This is a genomic window from Streptococcus handemini, from assembly GCF_040984445.1.
Lineage (GTDB): Bacteria > Bacillota > Bacilli > Lactobacillales > Streptococcaceae > Streptococcus > Streptococcus handemini.
Window position 1 is genome coordinate 16,423 of sequence record NZ_JBFRYH010000008.1, and the last position, 20,066, is coordinate 36,488.

Annotated in this window: 31 protein-coding genes; all 31 read left to right on the forward strand. The window is 42.8% G+C overall.

The features are described from left to right. Window positions 1-13: 13 nt before the first annotated feature. Entirely contained in the window at window positions 14-250 is a 237-nt protein-coding gene (locus tag ABPH35_RS02185) for a DUF3310 domain-containing protein (protein WP_368849536.1), read from the forward strand. Then, window positions 243-803, forward strand: coding sequence for a DUF1642 domain-containing protein (locus ABPH35_RS02190; RefSeq protein WP_368849537.1), 561 nt, complete (start codon window positions 243-245; stop codon window positions 801-803). The genes ABPH35_RS02185 and ABPH35_RS02190 overlap by 8 nt, the downstream gene beginning before the upstream one ends. Window position 804: 1 nt before the next feature. Continuing rightward, entirely contained in the window at window positions 805-1,020 is a 216-nt protein-coding gene (locus ABPH35_RS02195; protein WP_368849538.1) for a hypothetical protein, read from the forward strand. After that, window positions 1,017-1,199: a hypothetical protein gene (locus ABPH35_RS02200; RefSeq protein ID WP_368849539.1), complete on the forward strand. Its 183-nt coding sequence runs from the start codon at window positions 1,017-1,019 to the stop codon at window positions 1,197-1,199. The genes ABPH35_RS02195 and ABPH35_RS02200 overlap by 4 nt, the downstream gene beginning before the upstream one ends. A gap of 2 nt (window positions 1,200-1,201) precedes the next feature. After that, window positions 1,202-1,519 (forward strand): helix-turn-helix domain-containing protein, encoded by a 318-nt coding sequence (locus ABPH35_RS02205; protein ID WP_368849540.1) that lies wholly within the window; start codon window positions 1,202-1,204, stop codon window positions 1,517-1,519. Then, window positions 1,516-2,316, forward strand: a complete 801-nt coding sequence (locus tag ABPH35_RS02210) for an SPFH domain-containing protein (RefSeq protein ID WP_368849541.1) — start codon at window positions 1,516-1,518, stop codon at window positions 2,314-2,316. The genes ABPH35_RS02205 and ABPH35_RS02210 overlap by 4 nt, the downstream gene beginning before the upstream one ends. A gap of 77 nt (window positions 2,317-2,393) precedes the next feature. Beyond that, entirely contained in the window at window positions 2,394-2,831 is a 438-nt protein-coding gene (locus ABPH35_RS02215; RefSeq protein WP_368849542.1) for an ArpU family phage packaging/lysis transcriptional regulator, read from the forward strand. Window positions 2,832-2,933: 102 nt separating this feature from the next. Next, window positions 2,934-3,500, forward strand: coding sequence for a site-specific integrase (locus ABPH35_RS02220; protein WP_349988055.1), 567 nt, complete (start codon window positions 2,934-2,936; stop codon window positions 3,498-3,500). 247 nt (window positions 3,501-3,747) lie between these two features. Beyond that, the gene (locus ABPH35_RS02225) at window positions 3,748-4,083 is read left to right on the forward strand and encodes an HNH endonuclease (protein ID WP_349988056.1); all 336 of its coding nucleotides are present in this window, start codon (window positions 3,748-3,750) and stop codon (window positions 4,081-4,083) included. A 150-nt stretch (window positions 4,084-4,233) separates the two neighbouring features. Further along, entirely contained in the window at window positions 4,234-4,863 is a 630-nt protein-coding gene (locus ABPH35_RS02230; RefSeq protein WP_368849543.1) for an HNH endonuclease, read from the forward strand. Between the two features lies 1 nt (window position 4,864). Further along, on the forward strand, window positions 4,865-6,127 hold the full coding sequence (locus ABPH35_RS02235; protein WP_368849544.1) for a hypothetical protein: 1,263 nt from the start codon (window positions 4,865-4,867) through the stop codon (window positions 6,125-6,127). Then, a complete protein-coding gene (locus tag ABPH35_RS02240; protein ID WP_368849545.1) occupies window positions 6,120-7,349 on the forward strand; it encodes a polymorphic toxin type 50 domain-containing protein in 1,230 nt (409 codons plus the stop codon). The genes ABPH35_RS02235 and ABPH35_RS02240 overlap by 8 nt, the downstream gene beginning before the upstream one ends. Then, on the forward strand, window positions 7,346-7,534 hold the full coding sequence (locus ABPH35_RS02245) for a hypothetical protein (protein ID WP_368849546.1): 189 nt from the start codon (window positions 7,346-7,348) through the stop codon (window positions 7,532-7,534). Before ABPH35_RS02240 ends, ABPH35_RS02245 begins: the two co-directional genes overlap by 4 nt. A gap of 49 nt (window positions 7,535-7,583) precedes the next feature. Beyond that, the gene (locus ABPH35_RS02250) at window positions 7,584-7,841 is read left to right on the forward strand and encodes a hypothetical protein (RefSeq protein WP_368849547.1); all 258 of its coding nucleotides are present in this window, start codon (window positions 7,584-7,586) and stop codon (window positions 7,839-7,841) included. Then, window positions 7,834-8,103: a hypothetical protein gene (locus tag ABPH35_RS02255; protein WP_368849548.1), complete on the forward strand. Its 270-nt coding sequence runs from the start codon at window positions 7,834-7,836 to the stop codon at window positions 8,101-8,103. The genes ABPH35_RS02250 and ABPH35_RS02255 overlap by 8 nt, the downstream gene beginning before the upstream one ends. 96 nt (window positions 8,104-8,199) lie before the next feature. Beyond that, complete coding sequence (locus ABPH35_RS02260) at window positions 8,200-9,618, forward strand: terminase (protein ID WP_368849549.1); 1,419 nt, start codon at window positions 8,200-8,202, stop codon at window positions 9,616-9,618. Window positions 9,619-9,692: 74 nt separating this feature from the next. Then, complete coding sequence (locus ABPH35_RS02265; RefSeq protein WP_368849550.1) at window positions 9,693-10,154, forward strand: capsid assembly scaffolding protein Gp46 family protein; 462 nt, start codon at window positions 9,693-9,695, stop codon at window positions 10,152-10,154. Window positions 10,155-10,156: 2 nt separating this feature from the next. Continuing rightward, window positions 10,157-11,053 (forward strand): phage major capsid protein, encoded by an 897-nt coding sequence (locus ABPH35_RS02270; protein WP_368849551.1) that lies wholly within the window; start codon window positions 10,157-10,159, stop codon window positions 11,051-11,053. A gap of 1 nt (window position 11,054) precedes the next feature. After that, window positions 11,055-11,276, forward strand: a complete 222-nt coding sequence (locus ABPH35_RS02275; protein WP_368849552.1) for a hypothetical protein — start codon at window positions 11,055-11,057, stop codon at window positions 11,274-11,276. 87 nt (window positions 11,277-11,363) lie between these two features. Beyond that, entirely contained in the window at window positions 11,364-11,759 is a 396-nt protein-coding gene (locus ABPH35_RS02280; protein ID WP_349988065.1) for a phage Gp19/Gp15/Gp42 family protein, read from the forward strand. Beyond that, window positions 11,746-12,084: a hypothetical protein gene (locus tag ABPH35_RS02285; RefSeq protein ID WP_368849553.1), complete on the forward strand. Its 339-nt coding sequence runs from the start codon at window positions 11,746-11,748 to the stop codon at window positions 12,082-12,084. Before ABPH35_RS02280 ends, ABPH35_RS02285 begins: the two co-directional genes overlap by 14 nt. Beyond that, window positions 12,077-12,313, forward strand: a complete 237-nt coding sequence (locus tag ABPH35_RS02290) for a hypothetical protein (protein ID WP_349988067.1) — start codon at window positions 12,077-12,079, stop codon at window positions 12,311-12,313. Before ABPH35_RS02285 ends, ABPH35_RS02290 begins: the two co-directional genes overlap by 8 nt. Beyond that, window positions 12,314-12,649, forward strand: coding sequence for a hypothetical protein (locus ABPH35_RS02295; protein WP_368849554.1), 336 nt, complete (start codon window positions 12,314-12,316; stop codon window positions 12,647-12,649). It abuts the gene before it with no gap. An 11-nt stretch (window positions 12,650-12,660) separates the two neighbouring features. Then, complete coding sequence (locus ABPH35_RS02300) at window positions 12,661-13,236, forward strand: phage tail tube protein (RefSeq protein WP_368849555.1); 576 nt, start codon at window positions 12,661-12,663, stop codon at window positions 13,234-13,236. Between the two features lie 2 nt (window positions 13,237-13,238). Beyond that, complete coding sequence (locus tag ABPH35_RS02305) at window positions 13,239-13,502, forward strand: hypothetical protein (RefSeq protein ID WP_349988070.1); 264 nt, start codon at window positions 13,239-13,241, stop codon at window positions 13,500-13,502. An 11-nt stretch (window positions 13,503-13,513) separates the two neighbouring features. Next, complete coding sequence (locus ABPH35_RS02310) at window positions 13,514-13,888, forward strand: DUF5361 domain-containing protein (RefSeq protein WP_368849556.1); 375 nt, start codon at window positions 13,514-13,516, stop codon at window positions 13,886-13,888. After that, window positions 13,888-16,224 carry a phage tail protein gene (locus ABPH35_RS02315; RefSeq protein WP_368849557.1) on the forward strand — a complete coding sequence of 779 codons (2,337 nt, stop codon included), beginning with the start codon at window positions 13,888-13,890 and terminating at the stop codon, window positions 16,222-16,224. Before ABPH35_RS02310 ends, ABPH35_RS02315 begins: the two co-directional genes overlap by 1 nt. Next, window positions 16,225-16,920, forward strand: coding sequence for a phage tail protein (locus tag ABPH35_RS02320; RefSeq protein WP_368849558.1), 696 nt, complete (start codon window positions 16,225-16,227; stop codon window positions 16,918-16,920). Window positions 16,921-16,940: 20 nt separating this feature from the next. After that, on the forward strand, window positions 16,941-18,731 hold the full coding sequence (locus tag ABPH35_RS02325; protein WP_368849559.1) for a phage tail spike protein: 1,791 nt from the start codon (window positions 16,941-16,943) through the stop codon (window positions 18,729-18,731). Then, window positions 18,728-19,663 (forward strand): hyaluronate lyase N-terminal domain-containing protein, encoded by a 936-nt coding sequence (locus tag ABPH35_RS02330; RefSeq protein ID WP_368849560.1) that lies wholly within the window; start codon window positions 18,728-18,730, stop codon window positions 19,661-19,663. Before ABPH35_RS02325 ends, ABPH35_RS02330 begins: the two co-directional genes overlap by 4 nt. A gap of 9 nt (window positions 19,664-19,672) precedes the next feature. Next, window positions 19,673-20,065, forward strand: a complete 393-nt coding sequence (locus tag ABPH35_RS02335) for a hypothetical protein (RefSeq protein WP_368849561.1) — start codon at window positions 19,673-19,675, stop codon at window positions 20,063-20,065. Window position 20,066: the final 1 nt, after the last annotated feature.

Genomic DNA, 20,066 nt, shown 5'->3' on the forward strand with positions numbered 1-20,066 from the left:
GTAGAGATGACAAATGCAACAATTTGATAATGTAACAAAACCAAAACACTATCAAGGTAAGTATGGTCTTGAGGCTATGAGCGTCATTGATAATTTTGTCGGTGATTTGGCTGGCAAGGCAGCGTACTGTTGGGGCAATGTTATCAAGTACCTACTACGTTTCCAGAAGAAAAACGGTGTCGAGGACTTGAAAAAGGCACGGCAACACTTGGATTGGTTGATTAAGGAGATGGAGAAAGCAGATGAATAAACAAGAAGCGATTAAGCGTATTGAAGTTATGGGGGAATATGAGCATTTTGTTGATGAGCCAATATCAAAGAAGGGTGTGCTCAACATCGTACGCCAGATTGACGAACTGCAGAAACCCATTGTGCCGCAAGTAGCAGCAGACTACTATGAGCAATATAAAGACAAAATATCTGGTTTTGATGAATGGTTCAGCTATTTCTATAGTTCTGATTTTGAAAATGACTTTGACAAAGCTGAAAAACTACAGATTTGGTTATATGACAATGATGACAAGACAAATAGTCAGCGAGAGTTAGCCTTAGCGACTTTGATTGTGAATGGATTAGATGCGGTTGAGGTTGAGCAGGAGAAGAAGTATCGGGTTGAATTGGACAACGGGCAACCACTATGCAGTGGCGACAGTTGCCTATTTTTCTCAACTGACTTGTGTGACAGTCGTGCAGGTATTTTCACCAAAAAAGAACTAGAAGAAGCAGGTTTTGGATGGGTGTTTGCTTGCGACGGTGTAGAAGTTGAGGAAGTCAAGCGTGTAGAAAATGGAGAGGAGTGGTGAGATGAAAGTCTATTGGGGGACTAGTAGCGAAAAAGAGCTGCTAGGCGAGTGCAAGACACAGAAGCATGCTTTTGACCTAATTGACAATCATGTCAGAGAAAAGCGTGAAATCATTGCGCCGTACTACCGATTTTGGCATGAAGAAGGTCAGTTAGTGATTGACTATGGTAGTTATCGATATTTTTATTATGTCGTTTTTGAGGAGGTTAACCCATGACCACACACATAAAATCAGTCATCATACTCATTGTGATATTTCTGCTGTCTACGCTGTTTATGGTGGTATTAGCCATCAGCAATCTACAAAGCCAAATCGATGGTCTGTACCAACGTAATGAGGTCCTCACACAGCAGTTGCAAGAGATGAACAGATATGTACAGTATCCAGGAGGGTGAACATGACCATAGCCGAGAAAATTGAGTACATACTGAAAGTGAACTATTGGACGCAACAGCAACTAGCGGACAAAGTTGGCGTAACCTCTAATACAATTTCTAAATGGAAGCGAGGTTATGCTATAAGTGATGGCAATAGTCTTAAAATCAAACAGCTTTATAATCAAGCTCGTAGGCTAGAATGTGAGCGGTCGAAGCCAACTCCAAAGCCAAAGCCCAAAACGGAAGGCAAAGTCTTGTCAGAACGTGGGAAAATTATATTGATGTTTCCGTGGTATTCGTATCAGAAAAAACCAAAAAGAGAAAGAGGATTAAAATGAGAATGAACAATGCAATGAAAACAGGAATTGTTTTGAGTAGCGTAGTAGTGCTCGGAGGGCTATTCAGAGTTACGGCAGTTTCCAAAATACCGGCAAATACAGTAGGGGTAAAATACAGCGCAGTATCTGGTGTTCAAGATGAAACGCTAGGGAGCGGCTATCACATCTATACTCCATTTCTGGATAAAATCTATAAACTATCCACAGAGGTGCAAACAACTAAAATTGAGAAAGTCACTACGCAGACAAACGATGCACAATATCTTGACTCAACAATTGACGTGAAATGGCGGGTATCTGAAAAGAATGCGATGAAAGTCTTTCGTGATTTTCGTAATGTAGAAGTATTGGCAGAAAAAGGAATCGAGCCTGCGGTTCAGCGGGCAATGGAAGAGGTTTCTGTCAACTACAATATTGTAGAATTACTCGGTTCTAAACGAAATCAGGTCTATACCGAGTTTGAACAGGCTTTGAAACAGCGTTTGGATTCGTATGGAGTTGAATTGGTAGCTGTGACTATCATTGATACAGACGCAGGGGACGACATCGAAAAAGCTATTAAGAATGAAGCTGTAAAACAAAAAGAAGTTGATACTGCTAAGCAAGAACAAGAGCGAGCAAAAATTGAAGCTGAAACAAAACAGATTCAAGCGAAAGCAGAAGCGGATGCGAATAAAAAACTATCTGAATCAATTACAGATAACCTTATCCGCATGAAAGAAGCAGATGCTCGTATGAAGCACGGTTGGGTTCAAGTACAGACAACTGGTGATGTAATTACGGATACTGGAAAATAACAAACAAAAAGCCAGCAATCGCTGACTCCTTGTGGATAATAAACTCACTAATATTATATCACAAAGGAGAGGCGAGAGTGACTTTTTTTCCAGAAATTGATGAGAAGCAGACAATCAGAAATGCAAAAAGGAAACTGAAAGAATATCCACGGTGGCGACGGATTGCAGGCGATGTTGACGGTCAGAAAGTCACTGCGACATACTCCTTTGAACCGAGGCAGTCGCATGGTACACCAAGCCGACCAGTTGAAAGGCTAGCGATTAACAAGGTGGATGCAGTGGCTGAATTGGATGCGATTGAGTACGGAGTTGGGCATTTGCTTGACCCGTACCATAGGCGGATTTTGTATGATTTATTTCTAGCTCCATATCCAAAGTCAAATCAAGAGTTAGAAGATGAATTAGGATATGAAAAGACGCGCTATCATGAGATTAGAAATAATGCTTTGTTGGCTTTCGCAGAATTGTATAGATCAGGTAGGTTGGTTGCTCTGAGCGGAATAATAGCGGAATAACAGCGGAGTTTCTATCTGTTTTTCAATGATAAAATGGTATTATGAACGAAAAAGCAAGGGGAGTTCCTCTTGTTTTTTGCTACGTGTAAAGGAGGTAAGGATTTGAAATCAGTTGAACCTATCAGGAACGTTGATGATATTGAGCGTATCAAAGACTATCTGAAAGAGAAGAATGAGAGAGATTACCTCCTGTTTATGTTTGGTATTTATTCGGGTATTCGTATCAGTGATTATATTATCTTGAAGGTTCGAGATGTTAAAGGAGAACGTATAGGAGTCATCGAAAGAAAAACCAAAAAAACAAGGACTTTTCCCATTCATCCTAAATTAAAGAAAGCTATCAAGAACTATATTGAACATAGAAATTTGAAAGAGTATGATTATCTTTTTCCTAGCCGAAAGCGTGATAGAAGAAATGGTGTTCAAATAACGCATATTCAACGTAAAACTGCGTGGGAAATCATTAGGAATGCAGGTCATCACATTGGTCTAAAAGGGTTAGGCAGTCATTCGATGAGGAAGACGTTTGGATATCATTACTACAATCAGACTCATGATGTGGTCACTTTACAGAAGATATTTAATCATTCTAGCCCTACCATTACCTTGATTTATATAGGTTATCAACAGGATGAATTAGATGAAGCTATTCTATCATTTGACTATTGAAAGTGACATAATGAAAAAATGTTACATTCATTTTTAAAAATTTAACCTAAACCATTGATAATATTGAGGTTTTGGGGGTGGTGTTGAAAGTAACAGAATGTAAGATAAGTTACATTCAGATAACTAAAAAATCACCCTCTTATCACTAAAAAAATGAGAAGATATTTTACCCCCCTATCCTTGAAAAAATCATCTTAATTCAAAAATTCCCTCCCCTGAAAATATCCCCCTCACGAAAGGAGCCCCCATGCAAGTAAGGGCAGACCGCAAAGGAAAACACCGGGTAGCCTTCGAAAAGAACAAGAAGATTATTCTAAAGACTCGCAATGTTTGCGGTATCTGTGGCAATGCAGTAGATAAGAGTTTGAAGTATCCTCATCCACTCAGCCCAGTTATTGACCACATCATTCCAGTTATTAAGAATGGTCATCCATCTGATATCGATAACTTACAACTTGCTCATTGGCAATGTAATAGACAGAAGTCTGATAAGTTATATGCTGATGAAAGAGCAAGCGACAAAAAAGTAATCGGAAATCGCAATCTTCCGCAAAGTTGTGATTGGATTTCATACAAAGGATAACGCAACGAAAATGTATAGAGACGAAAATATGAAAATCTTGCAGTCTTGTCAGGAAGAGGGGGATACCACCCTCCCCTCGGAGGCTCGCGAGCTTCCCGCCGTCACTGTACATTTTTTTGTGCGTGGGAGAAATGAAAAAAAGAGTAGAAAATGATTGTTCAATTATGTAAAGTTTGTCAAGAAGAGAAAGAATTGAATGAGGTAAACTTTTACAGGAATAAAAATAAAAAGCATGGTTTTGAAAGTCAATGCAAAGATTGTCGTCGAATATCTGATAAAAAGAAATATGAACATAGGAAGCATAAAATTTCTGAACAGAAGAAAAAATACTATCAACGGAAAAAAGAAAAAATCCGCAACTATCAAAGAAATTATTATCACGCTAACGCTGAGAAATGCAAAGAAACTTCTAAGATATGGGATTGTGAACACCCAGAACAACGTCGCATAATTAACGAGAGGTCTAGGACATTGAAGCATGGCGGGAAAAGTGACTTATCTAAAAAGGAGTGGGAAGATACTCTTGATTTTTTTGACAGGTCTTGCGCGTATTGTGGAATGACAGAACTAGAACATTTTGAGACATTCAACGAGCGCTTACACCATGAGCATATTGTTTCGGTTGATAAAGGAGGCGCTTATGCTAAATCGAATGTAGTGCCTGCCTGTCGTTCTTGCAATTGTTCTAAGGCTGGACATGATTTTGAAACATGGTATAGAGATTTCAAACATTATAATCCGATACGTGAAAGTAAAATTTTAAGACATATGAGGGCGTGAAATGGGACTAAAAGGAATTAGTTATCTTAGGTCTAAGTTGGCTTCGGTGAAGTCGAGGGTGGATTTGAGGTATAAGCAGTATGCGATGCAACATCAGGAGTCTCCGATAGGGATTACAATTCCGCCTGAGATTCGTAGGCAGTATCAGGCTGTGCTTGGTTGGTGTGCGAAGGGTGTGGATAGCTTGGCAGATAGGCTGGTCTTTCGTGAGTTTGCTAATGATGGTTTTGAGGTGAATAAAATCTTCCAACAGAATAACCCTGATGTCTTTTTTGACAGTGTGGTCTTATCTGCTTTGATTGGGGCTTGTAGCTTTGTCTATGTGTCCAAGGGTGAGGATGGTGAGCCTCGTTTGCAGGTCATTGAAGCGAGTAATGCGACTGGAATTCTCAATCCGATTACAGGGCTGTTGATGGAAGGGTATGCGGTCTTACAGCGTGATGAGTATGGTGTGGCGGTGTTAGAAGCGTACTTTACGCCAGATTGGACGCTTTATATTCAGAATGGGAAGCATACCCCTATCAAGAATGAGACTGGTGTTCCTTTGTTGGTTCCAATTATTCACCGTCCTGATGCAGTTCGTCCGTTTGGTCGTTCTCGGATTACGAGGGCTGGGATGTACTATCAGAGGTATGCGAAGCGGACACTGGAGAGGGCTGATGTGACAGCTGAGTTCTATTCGTTTCCGCAGAAGTATATTTTGGGTACTGATCCTGACATAGAGAAGTTGGATAAGTGGCAGGCGACGGTTTCTAGTTTGTTGCAGTTTTCAAAGGACGAGGATGGGGACAAGCCGACTGTTGGCCAGTTTACGACTTCGAGCATGTCGCCATTTACGGAGCAATTGCGGACGGCAGCGGCTGGTTTTGCTGGTGAAATGGGCTTGACCTTGGATGATTTGGGCTTTGTGTCGGATAACCCGTCATCTGTCGAGGCTATCAAGGCGAGTCATGAGAATTTGCGATTGGCTGGGCGGAAGGCGCAGCGGTCGCTTGGTTCTGGTTTGTTGAATGTGGCTTATGTGGCGGCTTGTTTGCGTGATGAGTATCCGTACTTGCGTAGTCAATTCACTCAATTGGTTCCGAAATGGGAGCCGTTGTTTGAAGCGGATGCGACGACCTTGACCATGCTTGGTGATGGGGTTATCAAAATCAATCAGTCTTTACCAGGCTACATTACTGGTGAGACAATTCGTGATTTGACTGGTATCCGTGGTGATGAGTCGGCTGTGCCGGTTATTCCCAAGGAGAATGTAGATGGATAAGGACATTGTACCTGCTTTACTAGCGTCTATTCAGGCGGAGTTTGAGCAATCTTTTGGCAAGAGTGAAGTGGTGGCGGCTGCTTTTGAGACTTTGAAGGTCAAACAGGCAACCTATAAGACCGTGAATGAGTTGGCTATCGAGGTTGGGGATATTCTTTCTCAAGCTCTGGGAGCTTCTCTAAGCGCTGATATGTTACCAGACGGTAAAATGTATTACAATATCGCTAAACGTTTACTGGAGGACACGCTAGGGCGGAATTTTGATATTGTCAGCGGTTATGCGAGAGATGTTCAGCAATTGTTAAATGAAAAGGCTGGTTTGGGCTTAAAAGCGCAAGTGCCAGCTTTGAATCAAGACAAGATTGACGGTTTGGTCAATCGTTTGTCTACCGCTGATGATTTTGAGAGTGTGAAGTGGCTACTGGGTGATCCAATTGTGACGTTTACGCAGGGAATTGTCGATGATACGATTCAGGAAAACGTAGAATTTCATGCAAAAGTGGGGTTAAGCCCTAAAATTACACGAGAACATGTTTGGAATTGCTGTGACTGGTGTCGTGGTTTAGCTGGAACCTATGACTATCCTAAAGTGCCAAAAGATGTTTATCGGAGGCATGGTAATTGTCGGTGTGTTGTAGATTACAAGACAGGCGATGGCAAAAAGAAAAATGTCTGGTCTAAAAAATGGAGCAAGGAAAGCGCTGATGTCTTAGAGCAGCGTAAGCAACTGAATCGAGATATTCGTGACAATAACCGTAAGGCTGATAACGAAGAATTTAAGAAAATTGTTGAGGTTTTAGGAGCTAAAAACGCTCCTACATCAGTAGCAAAATTTCAAGATTTGAAGTATAATGATGTTGAGGGATATGAGCGTTTGAAAGATAAAGTTTATATCCAAAAGAATTTCAATGATGGCATTTGGTTGGACAAAATCAATCCTGAAAAACAAGCTCGTCATATTCAGTCGACGGCAGGGAAAAACAAGAGTTACTTTTATGACGATGTTGATTTTGATAAACTATACAGTCAATACAAACAGACTTCAAAATTTAGGCGCAACAAGGGTAAAAATGAATTAAATTTTGAGTTAATTGATTTGTCACCAAGTTTAGATATTGGTAGAGACTACTATACAGGTAATGCTATAAATGGTTTCACTATTCATTATGGAAAAACAGGAGCGCATTTAGTTCCTACTTATCACGAAGGGAGAGAAGAATGATATTAAAAGATTATCACATGCGAGATATTCGTTTGACAGATACAGATAACGATGTCTTTGTCGGGAAAGCCTACTTTTGCGATAAGGAGGACTATGAGACCGATGAAGATGGTTTAGAGATGAGAGTTGATGGTGAAATTGTTATTTTCTACCAGTCAGATATTCAAGCGATCGAATTGATATGAGCACTTAGAACAATCTAGGTGCTTTTCTTGTACGCAAAAGGAGGAAATGATGGAAACAGAACAAAACGGACTTACGTTATTTTTAACAAATGGTCAAACTCTTCACTTTGAACAGGTGGAGGACTTAGTATTTTACACTGATATTGAAATAATGACTTTTACCTACTTTGGTAAGTCATTTGGAAAACGTCGAACAGCTCAATTTAATTATGCTACGTTCTTTGTTTTTAGTATGGATGACGGCATGGATTATGAGAAAAGCTATTCAGAAATAGTATTAAAAAGAGAGGATTTAGGATATGAATAAACGCATGAAAAAGAAGCAACTGCTACCATTGCTTGAAAAGAGAGTGGCAGAACTCACAATTAAAAACGCAGGACTACTCGCTCAAGTAACAGTGCTTGAAGCAATGCAGAAACGGATTGTCAGTCATGTAGAACGGCTGGAGGAGCAGGTATCTAAAAATGTTGAAGCGACCAATAAGAATTTTGATGAGTTACGTGCGGAGAACATCAAGCTCCGAAAGGAAATTGATAAGCTCAAAAAGCCGTGGTTTAAGCGTAAATAGTCTAGCCGTATGAAATGACATGCGGTTTTCTTTGCCTAAAACTTGCTGAGGGCGGTAAAAGCTGCAAGGTAGTTGAGACGATTGAAAGGACAGGTTATGGCTAGGGTTAAGAAAAAACTTGGCAATCAAAATCCTACTCAATCGGTAATTCTTCCATATACTAAAAAGAAATCATTGTCAAAAGAGGCGGTGGATATCTATGAGCGGACGGGCTTGTCTTGCTATGCTTGGCAGGTCAATCTTTTGCAGCCGATTATGGCGGTAGATAAGTCTGGCTTGTGGGTTCATCAGAAATTTGGCTACTCGATTCCTCGGCGGAATGGGAAATCGGAGATTCTTTACATGCTGGAGTTGTGGGGTTTGGAGCAGGGGTTGAATATCCTGCATACTGCTCACCGTATCAGTACATCGCATTCGTCTTTTGAAAAGGTCAAGCGCTATCTGGAAAAGATGGGCTATGTGGACGGAGAGAATTTTAATTCTATTCGTGCAAAGGGTCAAGAGCGGATTGAGCTTTACAAGTCGGGTGGTGTGGTGCAGTTTCGGACTAGGACTTCCAATGGGGGTCTTGGTGAGGGATTTGACTTGCTGATCATTGACGAGGCTCAGGAGTATACGACTGAGCAGGAGTCAGCTCTCAAGTACACGGTGACAGATAGCGATAATCCGATGACGGTCATGTGTGGAACTCCTCCCACACCGGTCTCAAGTGGGACGGTCTTTACGAAGTATCGGAGTGCTTGTCTGTTTGGAAAATCCAAGTATTCGGGCTGGGCTGAGTGGTCTGTCGATACGGAAAAAGAGATTGACGATGTAGAGGCTTGGTATAATTCCAATCCTTCCATGGGCTATCACTTGAACGAGCGTAAGATTGAGGCGGAGCTTGGTGAGGATAAGCTCGACCACAATGTGCAGCGTTTGGGTTACTGGCCACAGTACAATCAGAAGTCTGCTATTTCTGAAACAGAGTGGGAATCCTTGAGGGTTTCTCAGCTTCCTGTTTTTTCTGGTCCGTTATTTGTCGGGATCAAGTATGGTCAAGATGGCACGAATGTCGCTATGAGCGTGGCAGTACGGACGGCAGATAAGCAAGTCTTTGTAGAGGTGATTGACTGTCAGTCGGTCAGAAATGGGAATCAGTGGATGATTCATTTCTTGAAGAAAGCGAAGGTCGCTCAGATTGTCGTGGATGGGGCGAGTGGTCAAAAGATTTTAGATGATGAGTTGAAGGATTTTCGCATAAAAAATGTGATTCTGCCAACGGTCAAGGAAATCATTGTGGCCAACAGCATGTGGGAGCAGGGGATTTATCAAAAGACCTTGTGTCATGCTGGTCAGCCGTCTTTGTCAAAGGTGGCGACTAACTGCGATAAGCGCAATATTGGCTCTAATGGTGGATTTGGTTATCGCTCTCATTTTGATGATATGGATATTAGTCTTATGGATAGTGCTTTGCTTGCGCACTGGGCTTGTATGACAACCAAGCCTAAGAAAAAGCAACAAGTTAGTTATTAGGAGGGCGCTGAGAGGCGCTTTTTTAATGCGTAAAATTACCGAACGCACGGGAAATGCGGAGAAAGGAGACAGATATGTCTGAATTTAAAACGATTGAAACACAGGAAGAATTGGATCGTATTGTGGAGACACGATTGGCGCGCCAAAAAGAGCGGTTTGCAGATTACGACCAATTGAAAGGCCGTGTGAAGGAATTGGAAACAGAAAACGTGGGCTTGAAATCAGCTTTGGAGACTTCTAAGCAGGAATCGGCTTCATCTAGCAAGCAGATTGAGGAATTAGAGGGGAAAGTGGCAGGTTATGAAACAACGGCGCTACGAACTCGGATTGCTCTTCAAAATGGCTTGCCGTATGATTTGGCGGATCGTTTGCAGGGAAGCGACGAGGCGGAGTTGACGGCTGATGCGGAGCGGTTGGCTGGATTTTTGCGAACGACAGAACCAGTGCCACCGTTGAAGGATATTGAGCCAAGCACAACTGAGTCCAAAAATGGCTGGTCTCAATTACTTGAAGGACTAAATAACAAAGGAGAATAACTATGTCAGATTCACTCAAACAAGGAACACTTTATACACCAGATCTTATTACTGATTTGATTTCGAAAGTACAGGGAAGTTCTGTACTGGCTAAACTCGCTAATCAGACGCCTATTCCATTCTCAGGGGTTGAACAATTTATTTTCAATCTGGAAGGAAATGCTCAGATTGTCGGAGAAGGCGAACAAAAAGGTGCTGGGAAAGCTGTTTTAGAAAGCAAGGTTATTAAACCGCTAAAATTTGTTTATCAGGCTCGTATTACGGATGAGTTCAAACATGCGACAGAAGAAAAGCAGATTGCGTACTTGCAAGCCTTTAATGATGGCTTTGCGAAGATTATTGCTCGTAGTTTTGACCTTGCTGCGCTCCATGGGCTTGAGCCAAAGACCATGACAGATGCTTCGTTTAAAGCTAGCAATTCATTTGATGGTGTCATTGATGGCAATGTCGTGACATTTAGTGCTGATAAAATCGAAGACAATATTGATGCTGCTGTTGCGATGATTACAGCAAAAGGTGGGGAAGTTTCTGGTCTTGCCCTTTCACCAACTGCTGGTCAAGCCTTGGCTAAGGTTAAGGTAAACGGTGTGGCTCAATATCCAGAATTCCGCTTTGGTCAAAATCCAGATAGTTTCTACGGTATGAAGTCAGATGTCAATAAGAATCTAACAACCACTGGTGGGACTGCTAAGAAAGACCATGCGATTGTAGGGGACTTCCAAAATCGCTTCAAATGGGGTTATGCTGAAAATATTCCACTTGAAATCATTGAGTATGGTGATCCAGACCAAACTGGTCGTGACTTGAAGGCCTATAATGAAATCTGTCTCCGTACAGAGGTCTTTATCGGTTGGGGTATTCTTGATAAGGATTCGTTTGCTCGTGTAGAGGAGGCTTAGGATGAAATATCAAGACAAGAAGACGGGGGCTGTCGTTCTTTGCGATAGTCTCTTGTCTGGGGATTGGGTCTTGGTAGAAGGGAGTGAAAAGAGTATTTCTCACTCGTCTTCTGACTTGACTGTCTCTGAGATGAAATCTGTCTTGGATCAGTTGGGGATTGCCTATCATCCAAAAGCTAAGAAGTCGGAAATTTTGGCATTGTATGAAGAATATGCCGTGTAGAGATTGCCATTCTAGGGCATTTTCAGATGGTTGGGTGGCCAATTATGCACGAAAAAGCCGTAGAATCGAGGTTTGAAAGGGGTCTTGATGAAAGATTTTGCGACAAAAGATGACTTGGAGCTGATGTGGCGTTCTCTAAAATTTGATGAAGCGGATCGTGCAGTAGCTTTGTTAAAAGTGGTTTCTGATTCTCTACGTTTCGAAGCTGAAAAGGTTGGTAAGGACTTAGACCAAATGGCTGTGGACAGTCCTTCATATGCAACGGTTTTGAAATCTGTCACGGTGGATGTGGTGGCAAGAACCTTGATGACTTCGACAGACCAAGAACCGATGACCCAGGTTGCGGAGAGCGCTATGGGTTATTCGTGGAGTGGCTCTTATCTAGTACCTGGTGGCGGTCTTTTTATCAAGGATTCGGAGTTGAAGCGCCTTGGGCTAAAGAAGCAGAGATATGGGGTGATTGATATCTATGGGACATCTTAAAGGAATACCTGTTATCTTAATCGACAAGGTAGAGATTGGCCGTGATCCGTTTGGTAAAATGACTTATCAAGATAAAGAAATAAAGGTGGAAAATGTCTTGGTTGCTCCAACTGACTCTGAGGATGTCATCAATCAACTGAATCTTACTGGTAAGAAGGCGATTTATACGTTGGGAATTCCAAAAGGTGACCGGCATGATTGGGAGGACAAGGAAGTCCGCTTTTTCAATCAACGTTGGCGGACTTTTGGGATTTCGCTAGAAGGGATTGAAGCCATGATTCCGCTATCTTGGAACAAGAAAGTGATGGTAGAGCGCTATGAGTAAGATGAAATTCGAACTTAACCGTAAGGGAATTTCCGACTTGATGAAATCGTCTGAAATGCAGGCAATTTTACAAAAAAAGGCAGCTGCTATCCGAAATCGCTGTGGCGATGGGTATGAACAAGATATCTATGTTGGTAAAAATCGTGCGAATGCCATGGTCAGCGCTAAGACTGTCAAAGCTCGAAAAGATAATTCAAAAAATAATACTTTACTAAAGGCGGTGCATTAAATGATTGAAGTTGTGATAAGAGACCATCTTGACGGTCATTTGGATGTACCGTCTTTTTTTGAACACGAAGGGAAGATGCCTTCAAGCTACATCTTGATAGAGAAGACGAGCGGAAGAAAGCAAAATCAGCTGAAATCAGCAACATTTGCTTTTCAAAGCTACGCTCCGTCGATGTATGCAGCAGCGCTATTAAATGAACAGGTCAAAACTGCAGTTGAAAATCTAGTTGAACTAGATGAGATTAGCGGGGTTCATCTGAATAGCGATTATAACTTTACAGATACAGCCATGAAGTCTTACCGCTATCAGGCTGTTTTTGATATTAACTATTACTAGGAGGACAACAAATGTCAAATGCAACAAATGTAACGGCTGCAAAGCCTAAAATTGGTGGTGCGATTTATTCTGCACCGCTTGGAACTGCTTTACCAACGGATGCAACCAGTAAACTTAATGCGGCTTTTGTCGCTTTAGGGTATGTGTCAGAGGATGGTGCTACAAATTCAAATTCTCCTTCAAGCGAAAACATTAAGGCTTGGGGAGGGGATACGGTCAATTCTGTTCAGACAGAAAAGGAAGATACGTTTTCTTATACCTTGATTGAAGCATTGAATGTGGACGTTTTGAAAGAAGTGTATGGGGATGAGAATGTTTCTGGTAATTTGTCAACTGGAATTACCATTACTGCCAACTCAAAAGAATTGAAGGAGCACTGTATCGTCATTGAAATGCTTTTGAAGGGTGGGGCTATGAAGCGTATTGTGTTACCGTGTGCAAAAGTTTCTGAAATTGGTGAAATCAGCTATAAAGATGGTGAAAATGTTGGTTATGAAACAACAGTGCAGGCTTTGCCGGACGAACACGAAAATACTCACTATGAGTACATCCAAACAGTTAAACCAAAACCGCAAGTAGGAGGATAAGCATGTTAAAAGGAACGACGGGAACAGGTTTTTCATTTGAAATTAGTGAAGAACGTTTGGATAACTATGAGTTGTTAGAAGTGATGGCAGAGGTAGATGATAATCCTCTGCTTTATTCTAAAGTTGTCAAGCTTTTGCTAGGTGATGAGCAGGCTAAAAATCTGAAAGAGCATTTGCGCAATGAGAAGGGGTTTATCCCAAATGCTTTAATTGGTCAAGCGATTAGGGATATTTTTGAATCGGTCAAAGAAGCAAAAAACTCTTAATCCTCATCAAGATGATTCAGGCTGATGAAGAGGCGTTGATTTGTGATCTAGCTGAAACGTATCATATCTTGAACTATCGAGAATTACCCGCAACCAAGGTTGCTATTTTGGCTTGTGGTTTGCGGGATAGTTCAAGAATCAAGATGGTTCTTTCTAACCAAGAAATTGCCTTTGATACGTTATTATTTGCTGGGATTTTAGACCGTTTAAGTATGCTGTACTGGGCACAGACAAAGGACGGTACAAAAGGGAAAAATCCGCCGGTTTCGGTTGTGAACAAGCTACTTCACAAAGAAACAGAGAGACAAGAATTGGTCTTTTCATCTGGTGAGGACTTTGAAAAAGCTAAACAAGAATTACTACAAGAGCTAGGAGGTGAGAGCTAATGGCAACTGAATTGGGGAAGGCTTATGTGCAGATTATGCCTTCTGCAAAAGGAATCAGCGGGGCTATTAAGAATGCTATCGGACCAGAAGCAGAGGCTGCTGGTGAAAGTGCAGGTTTGAGCATTGGCTCAAAATTGGTCAAGGCAGTAACTGGGATAATTGCAGCTGCTGGAATTGGGAAGCTCTTTTCTGTCAGTTTGATGGAGGGGGCGAACCTCCAACAATCTATAGGCGGTGTAGAAACACTCTTTAAAACAAGTGCTGATACCGTTAAGAAGTACGCTAGCGAAGCTTACAAGACAACAGGCTTGTCAGCTAATGCCTATATGGAAAGTGTAACGGGTTTTAGTGCTAGTCTCTTGCAATCGCTGGGCAACGACACGGCAAAATCTGCGGAAGTAGCTCACATGGCTATGGTCGATATGTCTGATAATGCGAATAAGATGGGGACCGATATGGGACTCATTCAAAATGCGTATCAGGGTTTTGCCAAGCAAAACTATACCATGCTGGATAATTTGAAACTTGGTTATGGCGGGACTAAGTCTGAAATGGAGCGCTTGCTGGCTGATGCTCAAAAGTTGACAGGTGTTAAATATGATATCAATAATCTTTCTGATGTATACTCTGCGATTCATGCTATTCAAGAAAATTTAGATATTACGGGAACGACTGCTAAAGAAGCGGCAACGACTTTTAGTGGTTCTTTTGCTTCAATGAAAGCAGCTGCTCAAAATGTTCTAGGGAATTTATCCTTGGGTGCGGATATTGAGCCGTCTTTGGTGGCACTAGCCCAAACAACGTCTACCTTCCTTTTTGGTAATTTCCTTCCTATGGTGGGAAATATTTTAAAAGGTTTGCCACAGGCTTTTGCGGTTGCTTTTGAAACGGCAGGGCCTATTTTGCTGTCTGGCGCTCAACAAATGCTAGAGCAGTTGGGAATCGGCTTTGATAGTGGAATGGCTGGTATTGGCTCAAAGATTATGACGACTGCTCAACCCATCATTCAAGGTTTCCAAACTGCTTTTGGACAATTACCTGATTTACTTCAATCAATTGCTAGTTCTGTAACTCCGATCATTGAGACAATCGCAAATGGATTTGCGCAGTTAGATTTTAGTGGTATTCAAGATTTTATATCTGCTATTATTCCAGCTGTAGAAGCTGGTTTTGGTCGGTTTATGTCTATTGCTGGTCCAGCGATTGACAGTGTTGTCCAGTCATTTGTCGGATTATGGAATGCAGCACAACCGTTAATTTCTATACTGGCAGATGCCTTAATGCCTGCTTTTGAAATTCTAGGGTCTTTTCTTGGGGGAGTGTTCCAAGGAATCATGATAGGGATTTCTGGTTTGTTTGATGGCTTAAAAATAGCCATTGAGATTCTGACACCGGTCGTGTCGTTTCTAGTAGATGTGTTGAAGTTCTTTGAACCAGTATTCAGCGTGATTGCTCAGTGGGTCGGTGTTGCTATCGGACTATTTGCTAATTTGGGCTCTGTCGGTGAGGGATTGGGCAGTATCTTGAAGAGTGCTTGGTCGAATATCCAGTCAGCTGTGCAAACGGCTGGTAATATTATCAAAACTGCCATCGAATATATCAAACTTGCTTTTAGTGGAGCTGGGAATGCTGTGGGTGTCTTAAAAAATATCTTTTCACTGGCTTGGATGGCGATACAAGATGCTATCAATGTGGCAAAGGGAATCATAAGCGGGGCTATCTCAACTGTAAAGAGTGCCTTTAGCAGCTTTGGTAGTCTGGTTTCTAGTGTTGGTTCTAGTGTAAGGGGTGTTATCGACAAGATTACAGGTGTCATTAAAGGTCTTGCGAATATTGATATTTCTGGTGCTGGTGCAGCTATTATGAATGGCTTCTTGAATGGATTAAAGTCTGCTTGGGGAGCTGTGACGAATTTTGTTGGCGGTATTGCGAGCTGGATTGCTAAGCATAAGGGCCCTATCTCTTACGATAAACGCTTGTTGATTCCTGCTGGTAAAGCCATTATGGGTGGTTTGAACCAGGGGTTAGTGGACAACTTTAGAGAAGTTCAATCAACAGTCGGCGGCATGGCAGGGGCTTTAGTTGATTCCTTTGGTGATGACGGGCTAGAAGCTAGTCTGACCAGCGATGTTCGTCAAAGTTTGATAAATGATAACTTATTAAACCATTCTACAAACGATTCGTCTCAATCAGGTCTCTTAGACCGTCTGGCAAGTGTAGAGAGTTTACTTCAAGGGATTTTGGAGAAGGACTTGTCCGTCTACTTGGACGGTGAAAAAATTGGTCAGAGTACTTATCGTACTCATGGGCAAATCATGGCAAGGGAGGGTATTTAGATGTATATGATCATTAACGGTTTTAATACTTCTGACATCCCTCGTTGTCAGTTGATTGATGCGGGTGTAGTCGAAAGTGCAGAGCCTCGCGTAGCTGAGTCTGCAACGATATATGGCGCAAATGGGAAGGTTACTATCTGGGATGGTGCTTATGATGGTTACTCTCGGACGTTGACGTTTCTCGTTAAAACACTGTCAGATGTGCAACGATTAGTCGAGGCATTTCATAGCGAAAAGAATGAAGTAGAATTTTGGTATCAGAAGGACAGTTTGTTCTACTGTGATTTCAAATCGAGTAAGTACAAGCCTTATGGGCTTCACCACTGGACAGTGGACATCACGCTTGAGATGTATCCATTCCGCTATATGAAGAATGTGGAGGATGTGGTGCTTGCTAGTAGCGGTGCTGTGGTTAATCAGGGAACGGTATATGCTGAGCCAATCATTATTCTAGAAGGGCAAGGCGATGTCAGCTTGACGATTGGCCAACAGACCATGCGCTTGACCTTGAATGGGAAAGCTACGATTGATTGCCGTCATAGGGAACAGAAAATTTTAAATAAGGATGGACAAATCCAAAATACCATCCGAAAACGTGGGCCGTTCTTTGAAATCCCAACAGGTCGCTCTGGTGTGACGACGAGTGGCAATGTGTCGAAAATAACCATAAAGGGGAATTGGAGGTATAAGGTTTGATTTATCTAAAAGAGGGGAATATGTCTTTAAATCTCGCTTGGGATGATGATATTGTCCAAGAGGCAAATGGAACCTATCAGCTCTCTTTTAAGTTTCCAGTGACGGATGAGAAGTGGTCTTTATTGACAACGGAGACTTTTCTTTTGGCTGATGATTTGCATGGGGAGCAGGAGTTTTTTGTCTTTGATGTGGTCAAAGAGAATGGCTATGTGCAGGTCTATGCGAATCAGGTAGCGACCTTGCTCAATTACTATACGATATCGAGTGTACATGTGGATAGGGTGGCTGGTCAGACGGTGATGAATGCTCTTGCTGGGGCTGTCGTTCGCAAGCATCCATTTTCCTTTTCATCTGACATCATGGGGCGTCACACGCTAAATGTGGCAGATAAGTCTGTCATGGATGTGCTGGCCAAGGAAAAGCACTCTATCCTTGGTCAATGGGGCGGTGATCTTGTCCGTGATAAGTACGATGTGAGATTATTACAAAACGGAGGGACTGAAAACGAGTCCCTCTTTATGTATAAGAAAAACCTCAGCAAGTATCATGAAAGTAAGTCGGTCAAGAGTTTACGGACAAGGATTCACTTCAGGAAAAAGCTAACTTCGCAAGAAGAGGGTGGAGAAGACCAGGTCATTAGCGTGACCGTGGATAGTCCTTTGATTGAGAAGTATAGTCAAATCTATGAAGCAACCATGGAAGTCAATGACCAAGATGTGACAGACCTAGCTAGTCTAACAGAATACGGGAAGCGCTACTTTGCGACGAGTCTATGCGATTTGGTAGAAGAGAGCTTGGAATTAGAAGTCAAGGGGAAATCGGATGTTCCGGTGAAAATGTTTGATGTCGTGAGTGTTTATCATGAGCGATTTGATACAGATATACGGATTAAGATTTCTAAGTATCATTTCTCTCCCATGTCCAAAAAATTGAAATCGATTGGCTTTGGGAAGGTTTCTCAATCTATGGGCAGCACGCTTAGCGGTATGGTGAGCGATGCGGTATCAGAATCTACATCGGCTTTATTGTCTGACTTTGATGTGCGATTGCAGAAGGAAATCGAAAATGCCAATCGTGCTTTTGATGCGAAGTTTGAAAAGCTGACAAACGAAATCGAAGACGGTATCGAACAAGCCAAAGCGAAAGCCGAAGAAACTAAGGTAACCATCGCCGAGGAAATTGAGGAGAAGCTGGCTGAACAAGGCAAAGAGGCAAAGAAGCTCCTCGAGTCCTTCCAGTCGTCTGACTTGGATAAGCTTCGTAAGCAGATTGAGGAGACGTCTGAGACGGCTCGGGTCAATGCGTCCTTGATTGGTGGGGACGGGACAACGTCCTATAACAAGAATCGCTTGGCTGGTGAGACGGAGCGGACGATTGCGCTTGGGACGGACTATGTGACGGTTGGGCACAACGGGAATGGCTTTGAGGTGGGTAAGACCTATGTCATCTCGTGGGATGCGGTCTGTACGCCATATGGGAATCGCAAACTTGTGGTGGTGCTTCAGGCAACTCCCTACATCGGCAGTGGAGAGCTTGAGCTACGGCCAACGGATAGCCGTTTTCCAGTGATTGAGCAGGCCTTGACCCAACAAGAGTCGAGTGTCCTTAGTGTCTACTATGGTGGCTATACGGTGCGCTATGCGAGCGACTGGTATCAGGAGGCGACAACTCACTTTACCGTGGCAGATGATAAGAATAAGCTGGTGCTTCCGCTTCGTTTCAAGGGGATGGCAGATGGGAATCTTGCTAACCAATATGAAGGGAGCTGGTCAGATAAGCCGGCGATGATTTTAGATGGAGGAAATGGATGACAACAGAAAAAATTCCAATCAGGGTACAGCACAAGCGTATGACGGCGAGTCAGTGGGCTTCGAGTAGCCTGGTCTTATTAGAAGGGGAAATCGGTGTGGAGAGTGACACTGGTTTTGCGAAGATTGGGGACGGTCGTAGTCGTTTCTCAGCCTTGAAGTATCTATCAGGTCCTAAAGGGGATAATGGTCGCAGTCCGTATGTTCATACGGCCTATGCGACGATTTCATTTATCTGCAATGAAAACCAATCATTCACCTTGAGTAGAACAACGATGTTGCGTTATGGGAAGAATGAGAGCTGGGTTTACAAGGAATTGGGCGCAGGAACCTATAGGGCAACGACCGATTTATTTGGTCAAGGAGATCCTGCGCATGGAATCACAAAGGCTGTTGAGTCTGTTTCTGATTTCTCCACAACGAATAGTAACAACAGGAGCCATCTTGGTATCTATGTGGATTATGTGGAAAGCGGAAGCAATGCTTCTTCAAGCTATGCTTGGATGGGAGTTAGAGGCGAGCAAGGTCTAGTAGGTCCCAAGGGGGCTGATGGTGTCGTGAGTTTTGACGCTTTGACTCCAAGCCAGAAAGCGAGTCTAAAAGGGGATAAGGGGGATAAGGGGGAACGCGGGGAAGCGGGTCCGATGCCGACCATCACCATCAACTCCTCTGGTATCTGGGAAATCAATGGTCATTCTACGGGGGTGTCTGGTCGTGGTCAGGTGGGTCCCAAAGGCTCAGATGGCGCCAAGGGCGATAGGGGTGAGCGTGGTTTGACGGGTGAAACGGGTCCTAGAGGGGCAGATGGGGCACCCGGGCAACATATCCTCAACCAAAAAACCAATCAGCCGTTAAAATATTGGTTTGGCTCTAAGGCAGACTATGACCGTATCTGGAATAAGGATGCCAATACCATCTATGATGTCTATGAATAGGAGGTCGCTATGGCAAGACATGGGATATTCGTAGGTGGAAAAGAAGTCACCAAGCGCTATGTCGGGACTCGCTTGGTCTGGGAGAAGGCGGGCGGGGCAGGTACAGTCTTACTGAGCTTGAAGAATGTCAGTTGTTCGGTGTCCTATGACAGTTATCGTCCAGCCATCATCGTAAACACGACTCCAGCGGTCATTGATACACGGAGAATCACGGGTGTCACGATAAATGGGAAGTCGATTGGCAAGGTCACGGTCACTTATGACCCCGGTCGCTATGGTTCGAGTAGCTTCACGCTTTTATTCCCCAGCCAGACGGAAATGGGGAAGGGCTTGGATACTATCGGTTGGCAGCGCTACAGTGGCTATTATCAAAATGTAGCAGTTGATTTTTACGGAGGCTAAG